The organism is Paraburkholderia ribeironis (assembly GCF_900019265.1).
Classification (GTDB): domain Bacteria; phylum Pseudomonadota; class Gammaproteobacteria; order Burkholderiales; family Burkholderiaceae; genus Paraburkholderia; species Paraburkholderia ribeironis.
Window position 1 is genome coordinate 58,362 of record NZ_CYGX02000032.1, and the last position, 16,524, is coordinate 74,885.

The following is a 16,524-nucleotide window of genomic DNA, read 5'->3' on the forward strand; positions in this document are numbered from 1 at the left end:
CATCACAAGCGAAACTCAGGGTTTGCCCGGTCGCGCCGTTGCCGTCTTGCAGCGCCGTCGTCATTCGACGTGCAGCGCGAGACCCGCGGCGGCAGCCGATGCGGGTCCCTCGACGAATTGCGGGAAAGCTGCAGCGTCATCGAAGAATTCACATAGATCTGGAGATATCACATGCGTTTGATCCTTTTGGGTGCGCCTGGCGCGGGCAAGGGCACTCAGGCAACCTTCATCAAGGAAAAATTCGGGATTCCGCAAATTTCCACCGGTGACATGCTGCGCGCCGCCGCCAAGGCAGGCACGCCGCTTGGCCTTGAAGCCAAGCGCTTCATGGACGCTGGCGAGCTGGTCACGGACGAGCTGATCATCAACCTCGTGAAGGAACGTCTGCAGCAGCCGGACTGCGCGAACGGTTATCTGTTCGACGGTTTTCCGCGCACCATTCCGCAAGCCGAAGCGATGAAGCAGGCTGGCGTTGCGATCGACTACGTGCTGGAAATCGACGTGCCGTTCGACGAGATCATCGTGCGCATGAGCGGCCGCCGCTCGCACGCCGCGTCGGGCCGTACGTATCACGTCAAGTTCAATCCGCCGAAGGTCGAAGGCGTGGACGACGTAACCGGCGAGCCGCTGATCCAGCGCGACGACGACAAGGAAGAAACGGTCAGGAAGCGTCTGGAAGTGTATGAAGCGCAAACCAAGCCGCTCATCGAGTACTACAACGCGTGGGCAAGCAGCGGCGATGCGTCCTCGAGCGCACTGAAAGCGCCGCAGTATCGGCGTATTTCTGGACTTGGCAGCGTCGATGAAATCCGCGCACGCGCGTTCGACGCGCTGAAGTAAGCGCGGCGCCCATCGCTCTGGTTTGTCGAAAAACCCGCCCTTGCCGGCGGGTTTTTTTTATTGTGTCGTGCGGCGTGCGGGTGTTGAGCTGGCCGCGCGTGCTTGCCATCGTTGTGTCAAGACAGCGCCATTAATTAGATGTCCATAGGGTTTGAGGCGTTGACCGGATTCGTATTTCGCCGCCGAACCATGACCCGCACATCGCCCCCGCGCTTTCCGCGTTGCAACATCGCCGCTACAATCGAACGTGGAAAAAATATTCGATCCAGCCAGGACTGATCAACGTAGCAAAGGAGCAGACATGGAAATTCGTGACAATGTGTTTTTGATCACCGGTGGTGCATCGGGTCTTGGCGCTGCCACGGCCCGCCTGCTTGTCGAGAACGGCGGCAAGGTGGTGCTCGCGGACCTGAATCAGGATGCCGGCAACGCGCTCGCCAGCGAACTCGGCGGCGTGTTCGTCAAGTGCGACGTGAGCCGCGAGGACGACGCCACCCAAGCCGTCGCAGCCGCGTTGAAGCTCGGCACGCTGCGCGGTCTCGTCAATTGCGCGGGCGTCGCGCCGGCCGCCAAAACGGTCGGCAAAGATGGTCCGCATCCGCTCGATTCGTTTGCGCGCACCATCTCGATCAATCTGGTCGGCACCTTCAACATGATCCGCCTCGCGGCCACGGCGATGTCGAAGAACGAGCCGAACGCGTATGGCGAGCGCGGCGTGATCATCAACACGGCATCGGTCGCCGCGTATGACGGTCAGATCGGCCAGGCGGCCTATGCGGCATCCAAGGCCGGCGTGGTCGGCATGACGCTGCCGATCGCACGCGACCTGTCGCGCAACGGGATCCGCGTGATGACCATCGCACCGGGCCTGTTCGAAACGCCGATGCTACTCGGCATGCCGCAGGAAGTGCAGGACGCCCTCGGCGCGATGGTGCCGTTCCCGCCGCGCCTCGGCAAACCGGCCGAATACGCGATGCTCGCCAAGCAGATCTTCGACAACCCGATGCTCAACGGCGAAGTGATTCGTCTTGACGGCGCGATCCGCATGCAGCCGAAGTAAGGCTGCAGCCGGGTGCCGCCCAATGCGGCACACCCAAATAGAAACGCCTGCGCATCCGTGATGTGCAGGCGTTCTGTTGTGCGCGGAGCAGCGGCGCAGCCCGGCTATTCGCGATCGTCGTGCTGGGTGCGCTGGCGCAACTCGTGCAGCTGCGACTCCACCACCGTCGCGTCCTCGGCATCCGGCCGATCGCCGAGATAGCTTTCGAGGTCTTCGAGCGCGGGACGCAGGTAATCGAGCCGGGCGTAAGCGAAGCCGCGATCACGCACCTCTTCGATATTGTCCGGCAGCAGAATCACGAGCCGCTGCTGCACCGCCAGCAGGCGCTGCCAACGCTCCGTCTGAAGATAGGTGGACTTAAGATTGCGCAGCATACGGGCGATGATCTCGCGGCGCGTGGCCGGCTGTAGCAGCATGCGCAGCGCACGGCTGACCGAATCGCCTGCCGACGCCACGTACGGCTCCAGCATGTCGACCATCTGCGATTCGGACAGCGAATGACCGGTAGTCGGATCGAGCATCACATCGCCGTCGGGGGTCGTCACACGCAACAGGAAGTGTCCGGGGAAGGACACGCCGCGCACTGGAATGCCGATCTGCTCGGCCATCTCCAGATACAGCACCGCCAGCGAAATCGGAATGCCGCGGCGGCGCTTCAGCACAATGTTCAGATGGCTGTTATCGGGATCGTAATAGTCGTTGAGATTGCTGGCGAAGCCCAACTCGCGGAAGAAGAACCGGTTCAGAACCCCGACCTTCTGCCTGATGTCGGCGTCATCCGGCATGCGGCGCCGCAGCCGCAACACCAACTCGTCGATTTCGGCCAGCGTACCTTGCAGATCGAGATCGGGGTAAGCGTCCTGCGCCAAAGAGAGCGCCGCTTCGGTCAGCGGCAGACTATCGTCTTCGGCTACGAGCGTGTTGAAATAGTCGAGAACCCGCGTCATCGTGATCACTTCACTCGCCTTTTGAAATACGCGTACTTGAAGCCCATCAACCAAAGCATACCGAAATATAGCGCGGCGATCAGTACGAGGCACGCGCCCAGCAGCACGATCCGGTCGACCGGTCGACTATGCATGCCGATCCAGTCGAAGCTGAGGGCCAACCAGTGCATCGCGCCGGCCAGTACCAGACAGGCGCCCAACAACTGCACGAAGAATTTGAGCCAGCCGCTCGACGGCATATAGATGCCACGCTTGCGCAGACCGATAAACAACAGCAACGCGTTCACGCAGGCACCGAGCCCGACGCTCAACGTCAGGCCCGCGTGCGCGAAAATCGGCACGAACACGAAGTTGCTCAACTGCGTGACGATCAGCACGCCGACGCCGATTTTCACCGGGGTCTTGATGTCCTGCTTCGCGTAGAAGCCGGGCGCGAGGATCTTGATCAGAATCAGGCCGATCAGGCCGACGCCATACGCCGCGAGCGCACGGCTGACCATCACGACCGAGTTGCCGTCGAACTTGCCGTAGTTGAACAGCACGGCAGTCAGCGGCTGCGCGAAGAAGAACAGCGCGACCGCGCTCGGCGCGGCCAGCAGGAACGTCACGCGCAGCCCCCAATCGAGCAGCGACGAATACTCGTGCGGATCGGCGTCGACGTGCGCCTTCGACAAGCTCGGCAGCAGGATCGTCCCGAGCGCGACGCCGAGCAGCGCGGTCGGAAACTCCATCAGGCGGTCGGCGAAATTGATCCACGACACGGCTCCTGGGCCGATGCGCGACGCAATGTTCGTGTTGATGATCAGGCTGATCTGCGCGACCGACACCGCGAACATGGCCGGCACCATCTTCGAGAGCACCCGCTTCACGCCGCGATGCGCGAGCGCCCGCACCGGATTCAAGCCGATGCACGGCACCATGTCGATTTTCTTCAGACCGGGCAGTTGCACGATGAACTGCAAGATCCCGCCGACGATCACCGCCCACGCGAGCGCATAGACCGGGGTGTGCAGATACGGCGCGACGAACACCGCGGCGACGATGAACGCTACGTTCAGCAGCACCGGCGCGAACGCGGGCAGCGAAAAGTTCTTGTACGTATTCAGCACGCCCGACGCGAGCGACGTCAGCGAGATGAAAATGATGTACGGAAACATGATGCGCGTCATCGTGACCGCGAGCGCGTACGCCTGACCTTCATGCGCGAGCCCCGACGCGACGATGAACACCACGCCCGATGCCCCCGCCACGCCGATCAGCGATAGCACTGCCAGCGCCCACGCGAGCACCGTCGAAGTAGCATCGACCAGCGCCTTGGTGGCGTCGTGGCCTTGCTGGTTCTTGAACTCGGCGAGAATCGGCACGAAGGCCTGCGAGAACGCGCCTTCGGCGGAAATACGGCGCAGCAGGTTGGGAATACGGAAGGCGACGTAGAACGCGTCAGTGAATTGACTGGCGCCGAACGCGCGAGCGATCAACGTTTCGCGGGCCAGTCCGGTCACGCGCGACAGCAGCGTGAAGCCGCTGACCGTCAGCAGGGCTCGGAATAGATTCATGGGGCGCTTATTATACGGGTGCCGCAAGTGCGGACGACGAGCCGGGACGCGATTCGGACCGATTTGCCGCCAGGACGTTCGATCAAACAAGCCGATCGGCGCGCTGTTGGTCGCTTTATGGGTCGCTTTGGATCGCTTTTTCGCTTGCCGCATCGTGGGCTGTCCGCGTGAGATGCGCCTGGGAGCGCGTGGCCCGGGGCGGCGACGCTATGCCAGGCCCACTTCACCTGCTGATCGAGCGCTGACATGGACGGGGCTTTGCCCCCTACGGCCTGTGCCGCGCAATCGCGCACCCCCGTTGCCACGTGCCTGATTTTGTTGCTATAATCATCGGTTTCGAAGCTCGCTCAGTTTTCAGATTGGTTTTCGGGCCGGATTCTGGTTGGCGCCACGCCACCCGGCAACGCTGTCAAATAGCCGAAACGAACCGAAACCGCAACCGGAAACACAAGCCCGCCTTCGCGTAGTTCGATCGATTTTTTCGACACTTTTTGCGCTCTTGGGCAATCGCTTCCAAGAGTTCGGATCTAAAAGCAGCACCTCACCGCTCCAAGGTCGGGTACTGGAAACAGGAACAGGATAAGGAACCGTCATGGCTAACTCCGCACAAGCACGCAAGCGCGCCCGCCAGGCCGCGAAGGCAAACTCGCACAACTCGGCGCTGCGCTCGAAGTTCCGCACCGCGATCAAGGCTGTCCGCAAGGCAATCGAAGCCGGCGACAAGGCCAAGGCCGCTGAAATCCTCCAGGCATCGTCGAAGACCATCGACATCATCGCCGACAAGAAGATCGTTCATAAGAACAAGGCAGCTCGTCATAAGAGCCGTCTCGCTGCAGCCATCAAGGGTCTGCAAGCTCCCGCAGCGCAGTAATTCCGGTCAGCCCGCTTCGGTGGGCTACCTCCTGTTTCCGCTGCACGAAAAAGCCCGCCTCGGCGGGCTTTTTTGCATGGGGCCGACAGATCCGCCTTGCCGCGCGACTCGCCGCCGCGTGCGTGTATTGACGGACCGCCCAGAAGACCGCCCGCTTGAGCCTCGACCTCAGCCCCAGAAAAAAACCCGCTGCTCGCGGGTTTTTGTTTTTGCCGGTCCAGCTCGCTTGCGCTATATCACGTGTCGTTTGGCTTGCGGCGTGGCGTGCTCGAGTTGCAGTTCGCACGCCTCAGTCACGACTAGGTCGTTATCTTTCGCGAAGTTGAGCACGAAATCGAAAGCCATCGGCTCGATGTCGCGCAAGCGCGAATCGAGAATCACGCACTTGAGATCGCCGATCATGGTTGGCCGAACGTACAACGAGTACTGCATATAAGCGTTTGGCCCCTTCCTCACACCGGGGCCAAAGCCTGACATCACGCCCGCGAGCCGCTCCGACCAGTCGCTCGGCCGAAATTTTTTTCCGGTCGACGTAATGCCCTGAATGAAATATTCGGTTGGAGCTGCTTCGGCCATGTAGGAATACCTGTGTGACTGCCCAGCGGGATGACGGCAAAACCGACTGCGCGCCGGCTTTGAATGCCTGAACTCGTCGCACGCCGCGATGGCGAGTCGCGTCGCCAGAAACCGCCAGGGGCCGGTCGGGCCAACTCGGCGCTCATCATGACGGCGCACCGCGAGCAGGCTTTCCGGACCGCGCGAGCCGTGTCCCGCAAGCGAAATACCGGCCTGCCGGGCTTTGGGATAACCCTGAGATTATAGCGCAGCGGACCCTTTTCCGCAGCGCACACAAGCCTTGCCTCGCCATCGCGCGAGGCTTTCGGGCAGCTTTCCCGGCCTTTTGGCTGACTCGTCAAACGAGGCAAAATCCTTTATGCTGCATTGAGTTACCACAAACGACGGCGGCGCCGTCCGGCAATCCTGCCGGGTGAGACCGCCGTATTTGTTTCATGACCGCCAAGAAAATTCGCCACTACCTGCAGTTCAAGGATTTCTCGCTGGAAGACTACGAGTACGTGCTCGAACGCGCACGCATTCTGAAACGCAAATTCAAGAACTACGAGACCTATCACCCGCTGCACGATCGCACGCTGGCGATGATCTTCGAGAAAAATTCGACGCGCACGCGCCTGTCGTTCGAAGCCGGCATCTTCCAGCTGGGCGGCCACGCCGTGTTCATGAGCACGCGCGACACGCAGCTCGGCCGCGGCGAACCGATCGAAGACGCCGCGCAAGTCATCTCGCGCATGGTCGACATCATCATGATCCGCACGTTCGGCCAGGACATCATCGAGCGTTTCGCCGAGAATTCGCGCGTGCCGGTGATCAACGGGCTGACCAACGAATACCACCCCTGCCAGGTACTGGCCGACGTCTTCACGTACTTCGAGCACCGCGGCCCGATTCGCGGCAAGACGGTCGCGTGGGTCGGCGACGCCAACAACATGCTGTACACGTGGATCGAAGCCGCGCAGATTCTCGGCTTCAAGCTGCGCCTGTCCACACCGCCGGGCTACAAGCTCGACCGCGCGCTGGTCGCGGCCGAAAGCGCGCCGTTCTACGAAGAATTCGACCACCCGAACGAGGCCTGCGCGGGCGCCGATCTCGTCACCACCGACGTCTGGACCAGCATGGGCTTCGAGGCTGAAAACGAAGCGCGCAAGAAGGCGTTCGCGGACTGGTGCGTCGACGCCGAGATGATGGCGCGCGCCAACCCGGATGCGCTCTTCATGCACTGCCTGCCGGCCCACCGCGGCGAGGAAGTCAGCGCGGAAGTGATCGACGGGCCGCAAAGCGTCGTGTGGGACGAGGCGGAAAACCGTCTGCACGTGCAAAAGGCGTTGATGGAATACCTGCTGCTGGGCAAGCTGAATCACTAAGCGAGCCATCACGCAGCATCTTGCGTGAAGCGCGACGGCGCCTTGCATACGCGGCAAGGCATCCACCCCGGCGCCACGCAGCGTGGCCGGGCTCCACGGTTGCAAAGCGGACCCCGCCGCACCGCACTGCCCCAAAATCTCGGGCAGCCAGCGGTTTAGTGTCAAAATAGTGTTTTTCGCGCTCCGGAACTGCCGGTGCGCGTTGTCTTCCCGCTTTTTCCAGCTACGAGTTCACCATGAGCGATATCAATAAGGTCGTGCTCGCCTATTCGGGCGGCCTCGACACCTCCGTCATCCTGAAGTGGTTGCAGGACAACTACGACGCCGAAGTCGTCACGTTTACGGCCGACATCGGCCAGGGCGAAGAGCTGGAGCCGGCGCGCAAGAAGGCCCTGCAACTCGGCATCAAGCAGGAAAACATTTTCATCGATGACCTGCGCGAAGAATTCGTGCGCGACTTCGTGTTCCCGATGTTCCGCGCCAACACGATCTATGAAGGCGAGTACCTGCTGGGTACGTCGATCGCGCGTCCGCTGATCGCCAAGCGCCAGATCGAGATCGCCCGCGCGACGGGCGCGCAGGCGGTGTCGCACGGCGCGACCGGCAAGGGCAACGACCAGGTTCGCTTCGAACTCGGCTACTACGCGCTCGAGCCGGGCATCAAGGTGATCGCGCCGTGGCGTGAATGGGACCTGCTGTCGCGCGAAAAACTGCTCGCGTATGCGGAAAAGGCCGGCATTCCGATCGAAATGAAGCACAAGCAAGGTGGCGCGCCGTATTCGATGGACGCGAACCTGCTGCACATCTCGTTCGAAGGCCGCCATCTGGAAGACCCGAAGGCGGAAGCCGAAGCCGATATGTGGCGCTGGACCGTGTCGCCGGAACAGGCACCGGACCAGGCTGAATACATCGACATCGAGTATGAGCACGGCGATCCCGTTGCGCTCAACGGCAAGCGTCTGTCGGCAGCCGAAATGCTGACCGAGCTGAACCGCCTGGGCGGCAAGCACGGCATCGGCCGTCTGGATCTGGTGGAAAACCGTTACGTCGGCATGAAGTCGCGCGGCTGCTATGAAACGCCGGGCGGCACGATCATGCTGAAGGCGCACCGCGGCATCGAGTCGATCACGCTCGATCGCGAAGTAGCTCACCTGAAGGACGACCTGATGGCCCGTTACGCGTCGCTGATTTATAACGGCTACTGGTGGAGCCCGGAGCGCCGCGCGCTGCAGGTGCTGATCGATCATACGCAGGAGAAGGTCAACGGCTGGGTGCGCGTGAAGCTGTACAAGGGCAGCGTCTCGGTGGTCGCACGCGATTCGAAGGAAACGCTGTTCGACAAGACCATCGCCACGTTCGACGACGACGGCGGCGCGTACAACCAGGCCGACGCCGGCGGCTTCATCAAACTGAACGCGCTGCGCATGCGAATCGCGGAAAACGCTCGCCGTCGGCGCGGCTGATGGCGAGCGTTGCGGTGAAGGCCAACTTCGCGTCAGGCGAAGTCAGGTGCCGAAGGCGCGACTAGAGCCGAAACGCAAGTGCAAAAAAGGCGCCGGGAGGAAACTCCCGGCGCCTTTTTCATGGCCCGCCCACCGCCAGAACAGCCAACCGCAATTCGGCAACAAGCGAGTCACACACTCATAAGCAAACCGGCTCGGCCTCCAACTCCACGCCAAATCTCGTCAGCACGTCGCGCTGGACCGCCTGCGCGAGCGCCAACACCTCTGCGCCGCTCGCCCCGCCGCGATTCACCAGCACCAGCGCCTGCCGCTCGTGCACCGCCGCCGCGCCCATCGCACGGCCCTTCCAGCCGCATCGATCGATCAGCCAGCCCGCTGCAAGCTTCACGCGGCCATCCTGCTGAAGGTAGGACACGACGTCCGGCTCCCTGAGCTTCAGCGTCTCGAATAGTCCCGCATCCACCACCGGATTCTTGAAGAAACTCCCGGCGTTGCCGAGTTGCAGCGGATCAGGCAGTTTGGCGCGCCGCACCGCCACCACCGCGTCGAAGATGGCCTGCGCGGTGGGCTGCTGGCCAGCGGGATCGGCACTCCCGACGTAGCCGCCTGCAGCTAGCTCACGCGCCAGATCCGCATAGCCGGCACGGGGTTGCCACACCTTCGGCAAACGGAACGTCACCGCGGTGATCACGAAGCGGTCACGCCCTTCGCGCTTGAAGAAGCTGTCGCGATAGCCGAACTGGCAGGCCTCGGCGTCGAGCTCGACCAGATCCCCCGTGGCGAGTTCCACCGCGCGCAGGGACGCGAAGCGCTCACACATCTCCAACCCATACGCGCCGATATTCTGGATCGGCGCCGCGCCGACCGTGCCCGGAATCAGCGCAAGATTCTCGAGACCAGGCAGCCCCTGCGACAAGGTCCACGCAACGAACTCGTGCCACGGTTCGCCGCCGGCCGCCTCGACGTACCAGGCGTCGGCATCCTCGCGCACCACGCGGCGACCCTGCAACCCCACCAGCAATACCAGTCCAGCGAAGTCGCCGGTCAGCACGACGTTGCTGCCGCCACCCAGCACGAGGCGCGGCAGACCAGCCGCACGCGGATCGCGCACGGCGGCCATCAACTGGTCTTCGCGTTCGATCCGGCACGCAAACTGCGCGCAGACATCGAAGCCGAAAGTGTTGTGCGCCTTCAGCGAATAACCGGCAATGAACGCGGTGGAAACGGATTCAGACATCAGAATGAGAACAGTGAAACGGCGAATGACGGCATGAATGACGCATACCCGGGACGCACACCTGGGACGCACACCCGGCCTTGCACGCGCGACAATACGCGCGGCCTTGGGCAAAAGGGAGTGGCGTCGGTAAAATGACGTCCGGTCCGTGATTATAGCGAGTGCGCAGTGAGCAGCCGACCGGCCGCGTCACGCACCGCCGCACTATTGGGAGAATGCAATGCCATCGTTTGACGTCGTCTGCGAAGCAAACATGATCGAAGTCAAGAACGCGATCGAGCAGTCCAACAAGGAAATTTCCACGCGCTTCGACTTCAAGGGATCGGACGCGCGTGTCGAACATAAGGAAAACGAAATCACCGCCTACGCCGACGACGACTTCAAGCTCGGCCAGGTGAAAGACGTGCTGCTGTCGAAAATGGCCAAGCGCAACGTGGACGTGCGCTTCCTCGACTACGGCAAAATCGAAAAGATCGGCGGTGACAAGGTCAAGCAGGTCATCAAGATCAAGAAAGGCGTGTCCGGCGATCTATCGAAGAAAATCGTGCGCCTCGTGAAGGACAGTAAGATCAAGGTTCAGGCGAGCATTCAGGGCGACGCGGTGCGCATCACCGGCGCCAAGCGCGACGACTTGCAAAGCGTGATAGCAATGCTGCGCAAGGACGTGACCGACACGCCGCTCGACTTCAACAACTTCCGCGACTGAGCGTCAGGCGCGCGAGCCGTATCAAAGATCGTTGCCAGCGGCCGGACCGGCCGCTTTCTTTTTATCGCCGATCCGGCTTTCCTGGCCGTGCATCAGCTTGGCGATGTTGCCACGATGGCGCCACACCAGCAGCGAACTCATCACGACGATCGCCAGCGCGATGATGCGCGGCCCGAACAGGAACGCATAGAAGAGCGGCGCGAACACCGCGGCGGCCAGCGCCGCCAGCGACGAATAGCGCGTGAAGAATGCCACGATCAGCCACGTCAGCAAGGTCGCGACGCCGAGCGTCGGATTGATCGCAAGCAGCACACCCGCCGCGGTCGCCACGCCCTTGCCGCCCTTGAAGCGGAAGAACACCGGATACAGGTGGCCGAGAAACACGGCGACCGACGCAATCGCGACCGACATATCGTCGAGCCCATAGCGTGCGCCGTATTGCACGACGAACCACACCGGCAGCCAGCCTTTGAACGCGTCGCCGAGCAGCGTGAGAATCGCCGCCTTCTTGCTGCCGCTGCGCAGCACGTTGGTGGCGCCCGGGTTGCCCGAGCCGTACGAGCGCGGGTCGTCGAGGCCCATCGCGGCGCTCACGATCACGGCGAACGACACCGAACCGATCAGGTAGGCAACGACAGCAACGATCAGGTTTTGCATCTGGGACTCTTATGAGGATCCGCGGTCTGAAATTCGACACCCCAACCGCAACAGGGACTGCAACTCGGCGCAAAGCGGCGCACATTCTACCGAACGCGCCCGCCAGCAAGACATTCAGGCAAACGTCAATCGACGCTTGCGCACTGCACCGCCTGCGCCGCCAGCAACTCGGTCAACACCTTCGGCACGATGCTGACCAGAAAACCGCGCCGCCCGCCGTTCAGCCAGATCCGGTCCATCTCGAGAATGCTCGACTCGACATAAACCGGCATCTGCTTGCGGGTGCCGAATGGCGACGTGCCGCCGATCAGGTAGCCCGAATGCCGGCTCGCCACTTCCGGCTTGCACGGTTCGACGCGCTTTGCGCCGATCTGCCGCGCGAGGTTCCTGGTGCTGACGGTGCGGTCGCCATGCATCAGCACGATCAGCGGCTTGGCGTGCTCGTCTTCCATCACCAGCGTCTTGACGACATGATGTTCATCGACGCCGAGCTGACGCGCCGATTCCCCGGTGCCGCCGTGTTCCACGTAATCGTAAGGATGCTCACCGAACGTGACGCCTTGACGGCGCAGAAACTGCGTGGCGGGTGTTTCGGAGACGTGTCTGGATTTGCTCATCGGCGCATTGTAATGGCGAGTTTGCACAACGGCTATTTGCCGAATGGCCAATTGTGCGGGTCAGACGCTTGTGGCACGATCGTTCGAAAATCTTCCGGCGCAGTGCAAGCCGCGCACCGGACCGTTTCCAGGAGACAGCCTTGAGCACCGATTCATCCATCCGTTCCACGATCGACGTTGCCGCGCTGCTGGCCGCGCTGCCCGCGCGCATCGCCGAGATTCCAACGCTTGCCGCCGCCCGGGACCCGCAGCACATCGCGCTGATCGAGGATGCGCGCCAGCTCACCAGCGCGCAACTGCTGCAGGCCGTCGACGCCGCCGCCGCGTTGCTGCGCGATTGGGGCGTGCGCGGCGGCGATCGCGTGATGATCGTCGCCGAGAACAGCATCGCGCAGATCGTGCTGCTGTTCGCCACCGCCCGGCTCGACGCGTGGGCGCTGGTGTCGAACGCGCGGTTGACGGCGGCCGAGCTCGACGCGATCCGCGCCCATGCGCAACCGCGCGTGGTCGCCTATGCGGTGGAAAGCTCCGGCGACGCGCGCCAGCACGCGCAGCGGCATCAGGCAGCGGATGCGCCGGCCATCACGCCCGACATCGGCGCGTGGTCTTACACGGTGGATAGCACCGTGCAAGCCGAACCGGTCGAAGCCGCCAGCCACCGTCAATGTGCCGCGCTGATCTACACCACCGGCACCACCGGCGCGCCGAAAGGCGTGATGCTGTCGCATCGCAATCTGCTGTACATCGCCGCGGTGTCGAGCCGGCTGCGCAACGTCGGGCCCGGCGACGTCGTGTATGCGGTGCTGCCCATCTCGCACGTGTATGGCTTTGCGTCGGTCTGTCTGGGCAGCCTGCAAGCCGGCGCCACCTTGCGGCTCGCACCGCGCTTCGCGCCGGAAGCCGTGCGCCGCGCGCTTGCCGACGAACACGTGTCGATCTTCCAGGGCGTGCCGGCCATGCATGCCAAGCTGCTCGAACATCTGCAGACGCACGGTCATCCGTGGTCCGCGCCGTCTCTGCGCTTTGCCTACTCGGGCGGCTCGCCGCTCGACGCCGCGCTGAAGGCGCAGGCCGAAGCCGTCTACGGCCTGCCGCTGCACAACGGTTACGGCATGACCGAGAGCAGTCCGACCGTGTCGCAGACCATGCTCGATGCGCCGCGCAGCGACTGCTCGGTCGGCGAGGTGATTCCAGGCGTCGAGGTGCGGTTCGTCGGCCTCGACGGCGTCGAAGCCGCGCCGGGCGAAATCGGCGAGCTATGGGTGCGCGGCCCAAACGTGATGCTCGGCTACTACCGCAGCCCGGAGCAAACCCGCGCGGCCGTGACTGCGGACGGCTGGCTGAAGACCGGCGACCTCGCGCGCCAGGACGCGGACGGCGCCTTGCATATCGTCGGGCGCAGCAAGGAGTTGATCATCCGCTCGGGGTTCAACGTCTATCCGGCCGAAGTCGAACATGTGCTGAACGCGCATCCCCAGGTCGTGCAGTCGGCGGTGATCGGACGCGCGGTCGAAGGCAACGAGGAAGTGGTCGCGTTCGTCGAACTGATCGCGGGCGCGCAGGTGACGCCAGCGGAGTTGATCGCGTGGTGCGGCGAGCGTCTCGCGCCCTACAAGCGGCCCGCCGAATTGAAGGTGCTCACCGCGCTGCCGGCGGCCTCGACCGGCAAGATTCTCAAACACCGGCTGCGCGAATTCGTCTGACGCAGCGCCGCGCGCAAGCAGGAACCCAAGCAGGAACCCAAGCAGGAACGCAAGCAGGAGCACAAACAGAAGCGCAAGGAGGAGCGCAAGCAGTACCGCAACTGGCAGCGCGCTCGCAGCGCGAGCCGCAGCGCAAGCGCCCATCACCCCCGCGGATGATGCTGCGCGTGCAGCGACTTCAGACGTTCGCGCGCCACATGCGTGTAGATCTGCGTCGTCGAGATATCGGTATGGCCGAGCAGCAGTTGCACGACGCGCAGATCGGCGCCGTGATTGAGCAGGTGCGTCGCGAACGCGTGCCGCAGCGTATGCGGCGACAAGGGCGCATGCACGTCGGCGGCGGCTGCGTGACGCTTGATGATGTTCCAGAACTGCTGGCGCGTCATGCCTTCCGCGCGGCTCGTCACGAACAACGCATCTGTCGCGCGGGCGCCGAGCAGCGCCGGACGCGCCTCGCGCAGATAGCGTTCGATCCACCCATGCGCCTCTTCGCCGAACGGAATCAGCCGCTCTTTCGAGCCCTTGCCCATCACGCGCACCACGCCTTCGTTCAGCCCCACTTCCACGGTCTTCAGCGTGACGAGTTCGGTGACGCGCAAACCGCTCGCATACATCAACTCCAGCATCGTGCGATCGCGCAGCCCCAAAGGCGTGGTGAGATCGGGCGCGCCGAGCAGCGCTTCGACTTGCGCTTCGGTGAGCGTCGACGGAAAACGCGGTGGCTGCTTCGCCGAACGGATGCGCAGCGTCGGATCGACCTGCGCGCGATGCTCGCGCACCGCCCACGCGTAGTAGCGGCGAAACACCGAGAGCCGCCGGTTCGCCGAGGTCGATTTGTCTTTTTGCCGCGCGGCGCTATAAGCATTGAGATCGGCTTCGCTGGCGGTGTCGAGCGACGCGTTGCGGCTCTGCGCGAGCCATTCGCAGAACAGACGCAGATCGCGCCGATAGGCATCGAGCGTGTTGCGCGACAGGCCGTGCTCGAGCCACAGCGCGTCGCAGAACGCGTCGATCGACGCCGAGCTGGTCAGCAACAGAGGTGACGCGGCGCTCGCGTGATCAGCCAGGGTATCGCTCATGCGTAGGGAATGCCTTCATGCGCCAGCAACCAGCGCTTGACGTTGCGGAAGAAGCCGTCTCCAGCGTGATGCGCGAACCCGCCGATGCCGCTCGAACTCACCACGCGATGACACGGGATCACGATCGGCAACGGATTGCCGCCGCACGCCTGACCGACCGCACGCGGCACGCTGCCGAGCTGCCTGGCCAACTGCCCATAGGTCAGCACGACGCCCGGCGGAATCTCGCTGATCGCCTGCCAGACGCGCCGCTGAAACGCGGTGCCGACCAATGCCAGCGGCAACTCGAACTTCGCGGAGGCGCGCTCGAAATAACGCTCGATCTGCTCGGCGGTTTGCCGCGCCAGTGGCGTATCGGGCGCGACGCTCTGCGCCGACTCCGGCAGGTACACGATCTCGCGCACGGCTTCGCCTTCGAGACGAATGCCGACCTTGCCGAATGGCGCATCGATCACTGCATTGAACATGGTTGCCTGCTCCTTGCTGACGCGGCGTTCCGGTTGGCAACATGGAGTACCCGGCGTGTCCGCGCGAGGCACGGCATGCTGCGCAATCCGCTGCCGGCAAACCTTGGCCGCCCGCCGGATTGCCGCTACTTTACGCCGCTTCCAACGCCCATTCCACATGCTCGCGCACCAGCGCGGAAGGGTCGTCGGCACGCAGCTTCAATGCGTGCACGATCGCCTCGCGAGCCTCAGCGCTCAAACTGCCGGACGGCGCGCGCAGCGCGTTGCCCATGCCGACCGCCAGATTGCGCAGCCAGCACTCGTAGCCGATGCGGCGAATCGCGCTGCCCTGCATGCGCGTATCGAATTCGTCCGCGCTCCACGCAAACAGTTCGACCAGCGACGCGCGATCGAGCCCATGCCGCACATCGAAATCGGCGACCGGCGCGGCCTGCGCGAACTTGTTCCATGGACACACGAGCTGGCAATCGTCGCAGCCATACACACGATTGCCGATCAGCGGCCGCATGTCCAGGGGAATACTGCCCTTGAGTTCAATCGTGAGATACGAAATGCAGCGGCGCGCGTCGACCTTATAGGGCGCGACGATCGCGCCGGTCGGACAGGCGCCGATGCAGCGCGTGCAGCTGCCGCAATGCGAGCCCGGGGTTTCGGGCGCCGCGTCGGGCGACGTTTCGGCGTCGGTCGGCAACGGCACGTCGACATAGATCTCGCCGAGGAAAAACAGCGAGCCCGCCTCGCGTTGCAGCAGCAGCGTGTGCTTGCCGCGCCAGCCGATGCCAGCCTTCTGCGCAAGCTCCACTTCAAGCACCGGCGCCGAATCGGTAAACACGCGGTAGCCGAACGGACCAATCTCTGCTTCGATTTTCTCGGCCAGATGCTGCAGACGGTTACGCATCACCTTGTGATAATCGCGGCCGCGCGCATAGATCGACACCACCGCCGCCGACGGATCAGCGAGCTGCGCCTGCTCGGCCGCGCGCCACTGCGGCCAGTGCGGCACCAGAGGACCGTCCTGCGCAGTGCTTTCGTGCGCCTTTCCACTCAGCGTTTCGATAGGCAAGTAAGCGATGCGCGCGGTAATCACACGTCGCGTGCCGGCCACAAGCTCGGCGGGCCGTGCGCGTTTCATGCCATGTTTGGCCATATAATCCATCTCGCCATGGCAACCCGCTTCCAGCCATGCTGCAAGCGGCGCTTCGGCAGCGCGCAGATCGGTGTCGCTAATGCCGATCGCGCCGAAACCCAGTTCACGGCCCCAGGTTTTGATGTTCAGCGCGAGCGCATTCAGCGCCGCTTCATCGAAATGACGCACGGCGCCCTTGGCGTCGACGGACGCGGGCGCGCTGGAAAGAGGGGACTCCGGACTTCGCTTCATCAC

16 protein-coding genes are annotated in these 16,524 nt (G+C 63.4%); 7 read left to right on the top strand and 9 right to left on the bottom strand.

Features of this window, described 5'->3' with window-relative positions:
* The first annotated feature begins 171 nt into the window (after positions 1 to 171).
* Together adk and BN2475_RS15745 are read left to right on the top strand one after the other, a co-directional pair.
* Positions 172 to 840: an adenylate kinase gene (adk, locus tag BN2475_RS15740; protein WP_094780437.1), complete on the top strand. Its 669-nt coding sequence runs from the start codon at positions 172 to 174 to the stop codon at positions 838 to 840.
* Positions 841 to 1,141: 301 nt separating this feature from the next.
* Positions 1,142 to 1,900: a 3-hydroxyacyl-CoA dehydrogenase gene (locus BN2475_RS15745; RefSeq protein WP_094780438.1), complete on the top strand. Its 759-nt coding sequence runs from the start codon at positions 1,142 to 1,144 to the stop codon at positions 1,898 to 1,900.
* Positions 1,901 to 2,004: 104 nt separating this feature from the next.
* Here the strand turns inward: BN2475_RS15745 and BN2475_RS15750 are convergent, their stop codons facing one another.
* Together BN2475_RS15750 and murJ are read right to left on the bottom strand one after the other, a co-directional pair.
* Positions 2,005 to 2,847, bottom strand: coding sequence for a SirB1 family protein (locus BN2475_RS15750; RefSeq protein WP_094780477.1), 843 nt, complete (start codon positions 2,845 to 2,847; stop codon positions 2,005 to 2,007).
* 5 nt (positions 2,848 to 2,852) lie between these two features.
* On the bottom strand, positions 2,853 to 4,403 hold the full coding sequence (gene murJ / locus BN2475_RS15755) for a murein biosynthesis integral membrane protein MurJ (RefSeq protein ID WP_094780439.1): 1,551 nt from the start codon (positions 4,401 to 4,403) through the stop codon (positions 2,853 to 2,855).
* Positions 4,404 to 4,995: 592 nt separating this feature from the next.
* Between murJ and rpsT the strand changes: the two genes are divergently transcribed.
* Positions 4,996 to 5,274 carry a 30S ribosomal protein S20 gene (rpsT, locus tag BN2475_RS15760; protein ID WP_094780440.1) on the top strand — a complete coding sequence of 93 codons (279 nt, stop codon included), beginning with the start codon at positions 4,996 to 4,998 and terminating at the stop codon, positions 5,272 to 5,274.
* Between the two features lie 231 nt (positions 5,275 to 5,505).
* Here rpsT and BN2475_RS15765 read toward each other — a convergent pair whose 3' ends face one another.
* A complete protein-coding gene (locus BN2475_RS15765) occupies positions 5,506 to 5,850 on the bottom strand; it encodes a DUF3579 domain-containing protein (protein WP_094780441.1) in 345 nt (114 codons plus the stop codon).
* Positions 5,851 to 6,284: 434 nt separating this feature from the next.
* Between BN2475_RS15765 and argF the strand changes: the two genes are divergently transcribed.
* Together argF and BN2475_RS15775 are read left to right on the top strand one after the other, a co-directional pair.
* A complete protein-coding gene (argF, locus tag BN2475_RS15770; RefSeq protein ID WP_094780442.1) occupies positions 6,285 to 7,214 on the top strand; it encodes an ornithine carbamoyltransferase in 930 nt (309 codons plus the stop codon).
* A 236-nt stretch (positions 7,215 to 7,450) separates the two neighbouring features.
* Positions 7,451 to 8,677, top strand: coding sequence for an argininosuccinate synthase (locus tag BN2475_RS15775; RefSeq protein ID WP_094780443.1), 1,227 nt, complete (start codon positions 7,451 to 7,453; stop codon positions 8,675 to 8,677).
* Between the two features lie 178 nt (positions 8,678 to 8,855).
* Here BN2475_RS15775 and murB read toward each other — a convergent pair whose 3' ends face one another.
* Positions 8,856 to 9,914 carry a UDP-N-acetylmuramate dehydrogenase gene (gene murB / locus BN2475_RS15780; RefSeq protein ID WP_094780444.1) on the bottom strand — a complete coding sequence of 353 codons (1,059 nt, stop codon included), beginning with the start codon at positions 9,912 to 9,914 and terminating at the stop codon, positions 8,856 to 8,858.
* A 220-nt stretch (positions 9,915 to 10,134) separates the two neighbouring features.
* Here murB and BN2475_RS15785 point away from each other — a divergent pair, with 220 nt between their 5' ends.
* Positions 10,135 to 10,620, top strand: a complete 486-nt coding sequence (locus BN2475_RS15785) for a YajQ family cyclic di-GMP-binding protein (RefSeq protein WP_018421633.1) — start codon at positions 10,135 to 10,137, stop codon at positions 10,618 to 10,620.
* Between the two features lie 21 nt (positions 10,621 to 10,641).
* Here BN2475_RS15785 and plsY read toward each other — a convergent pair whose 3' ends face one another.
* A complete protein-coding gene (gene plsY / locus BN2475_RS15790; protein ID WP_094780445.1) occupies positions 10,642 to 11,277 on the bottom strand; it encodes a glycerol-3-phosphate 1-O-acyltransferase PlsY in 636 nt (211 codons plus the stop codon).
* A gap of 125 nt (positions 11,278 to 11,402) precedes the next feature.
* On the bottom strand, positions 11,403 to 11,894 hold the full coding sequence (gene ybaK, locus BN2475_RS15795) for a Cys-tRNA(Pro) deacylase (RefSeq protein ID WP_094780478.1): 492 nt from the start codon (positions 11,892 to 11,894) through the stop codon (positions 11,403 to 11,405).
* 140 nt (positions 11,895 to 12,034) lie between these two features.
* Between ybaK and BN2475_RS15800 the strand changes: the two genes are divergently transcribed.
* Positions 12,035 to 13,597 carry a class I adenylate-forming enzyme family protein gene (locus BN2475_RS15800; protein WP_094780446.1) on the top strand — a complete coding sequence of 521 codons (1,563 nt, stop codon included), beginning with the start codon at positions 12,035 to 12,037 and terminating at the stop codon, positions 13,595 to 13,597.
* 143 nt (positions 13,598 to 13,740) lie between these two features.
* Here the strand turns inward: BN2475_RS15800 and xerD are convergent, their stop codons facing one another.
* The 3 genes from xerD to queG form a co-directional block, all read right to left on the bottom strand.
* The gene (gene xerD / locus BN2475_RS15805) at positions 13,741 to 14,676 is read right to left on the bottom strand and encodes a site-specific tyrosine recombinase XerD (protein ID WP_094780447.1); all 936 of its coding nucleotides are present in this window, start codon (positions 14,674 to 14,676) and stop codon (positions 13,741 to 13,743) included.
* Positions 14,673 to 15,143, bottom strand: coding sequence for a methylated-DNA--[protein]-cysteine S-methyltransferase (locus BN2475_RS15810; RefSeq protein ID WP_094780448.1), 471 nt, complete (start codon positions 15,141 to 15,143; stop codon positions 14,673 to 14,675). The genes xerD and BN2475_RS15810 overlap by 4 nt, the downstream gene beginning before the upstream one ends.
* A 130-nt stretch (positions 15,144 to 15,273) precedes the next feature.
* Entirely contained in the window at positions 15,274 to 16,521 is a 1,248-nt protein-coding gene (queG, locus tag BN2475_RS15815; protein WP_094780449.1) for a tRNA epoxyqueuosine(34) reductase QueG, read from the bottom strand.
* Between the last annotated feature and the right edge of the window lie 3 nt (positions 16,522 to 16,524).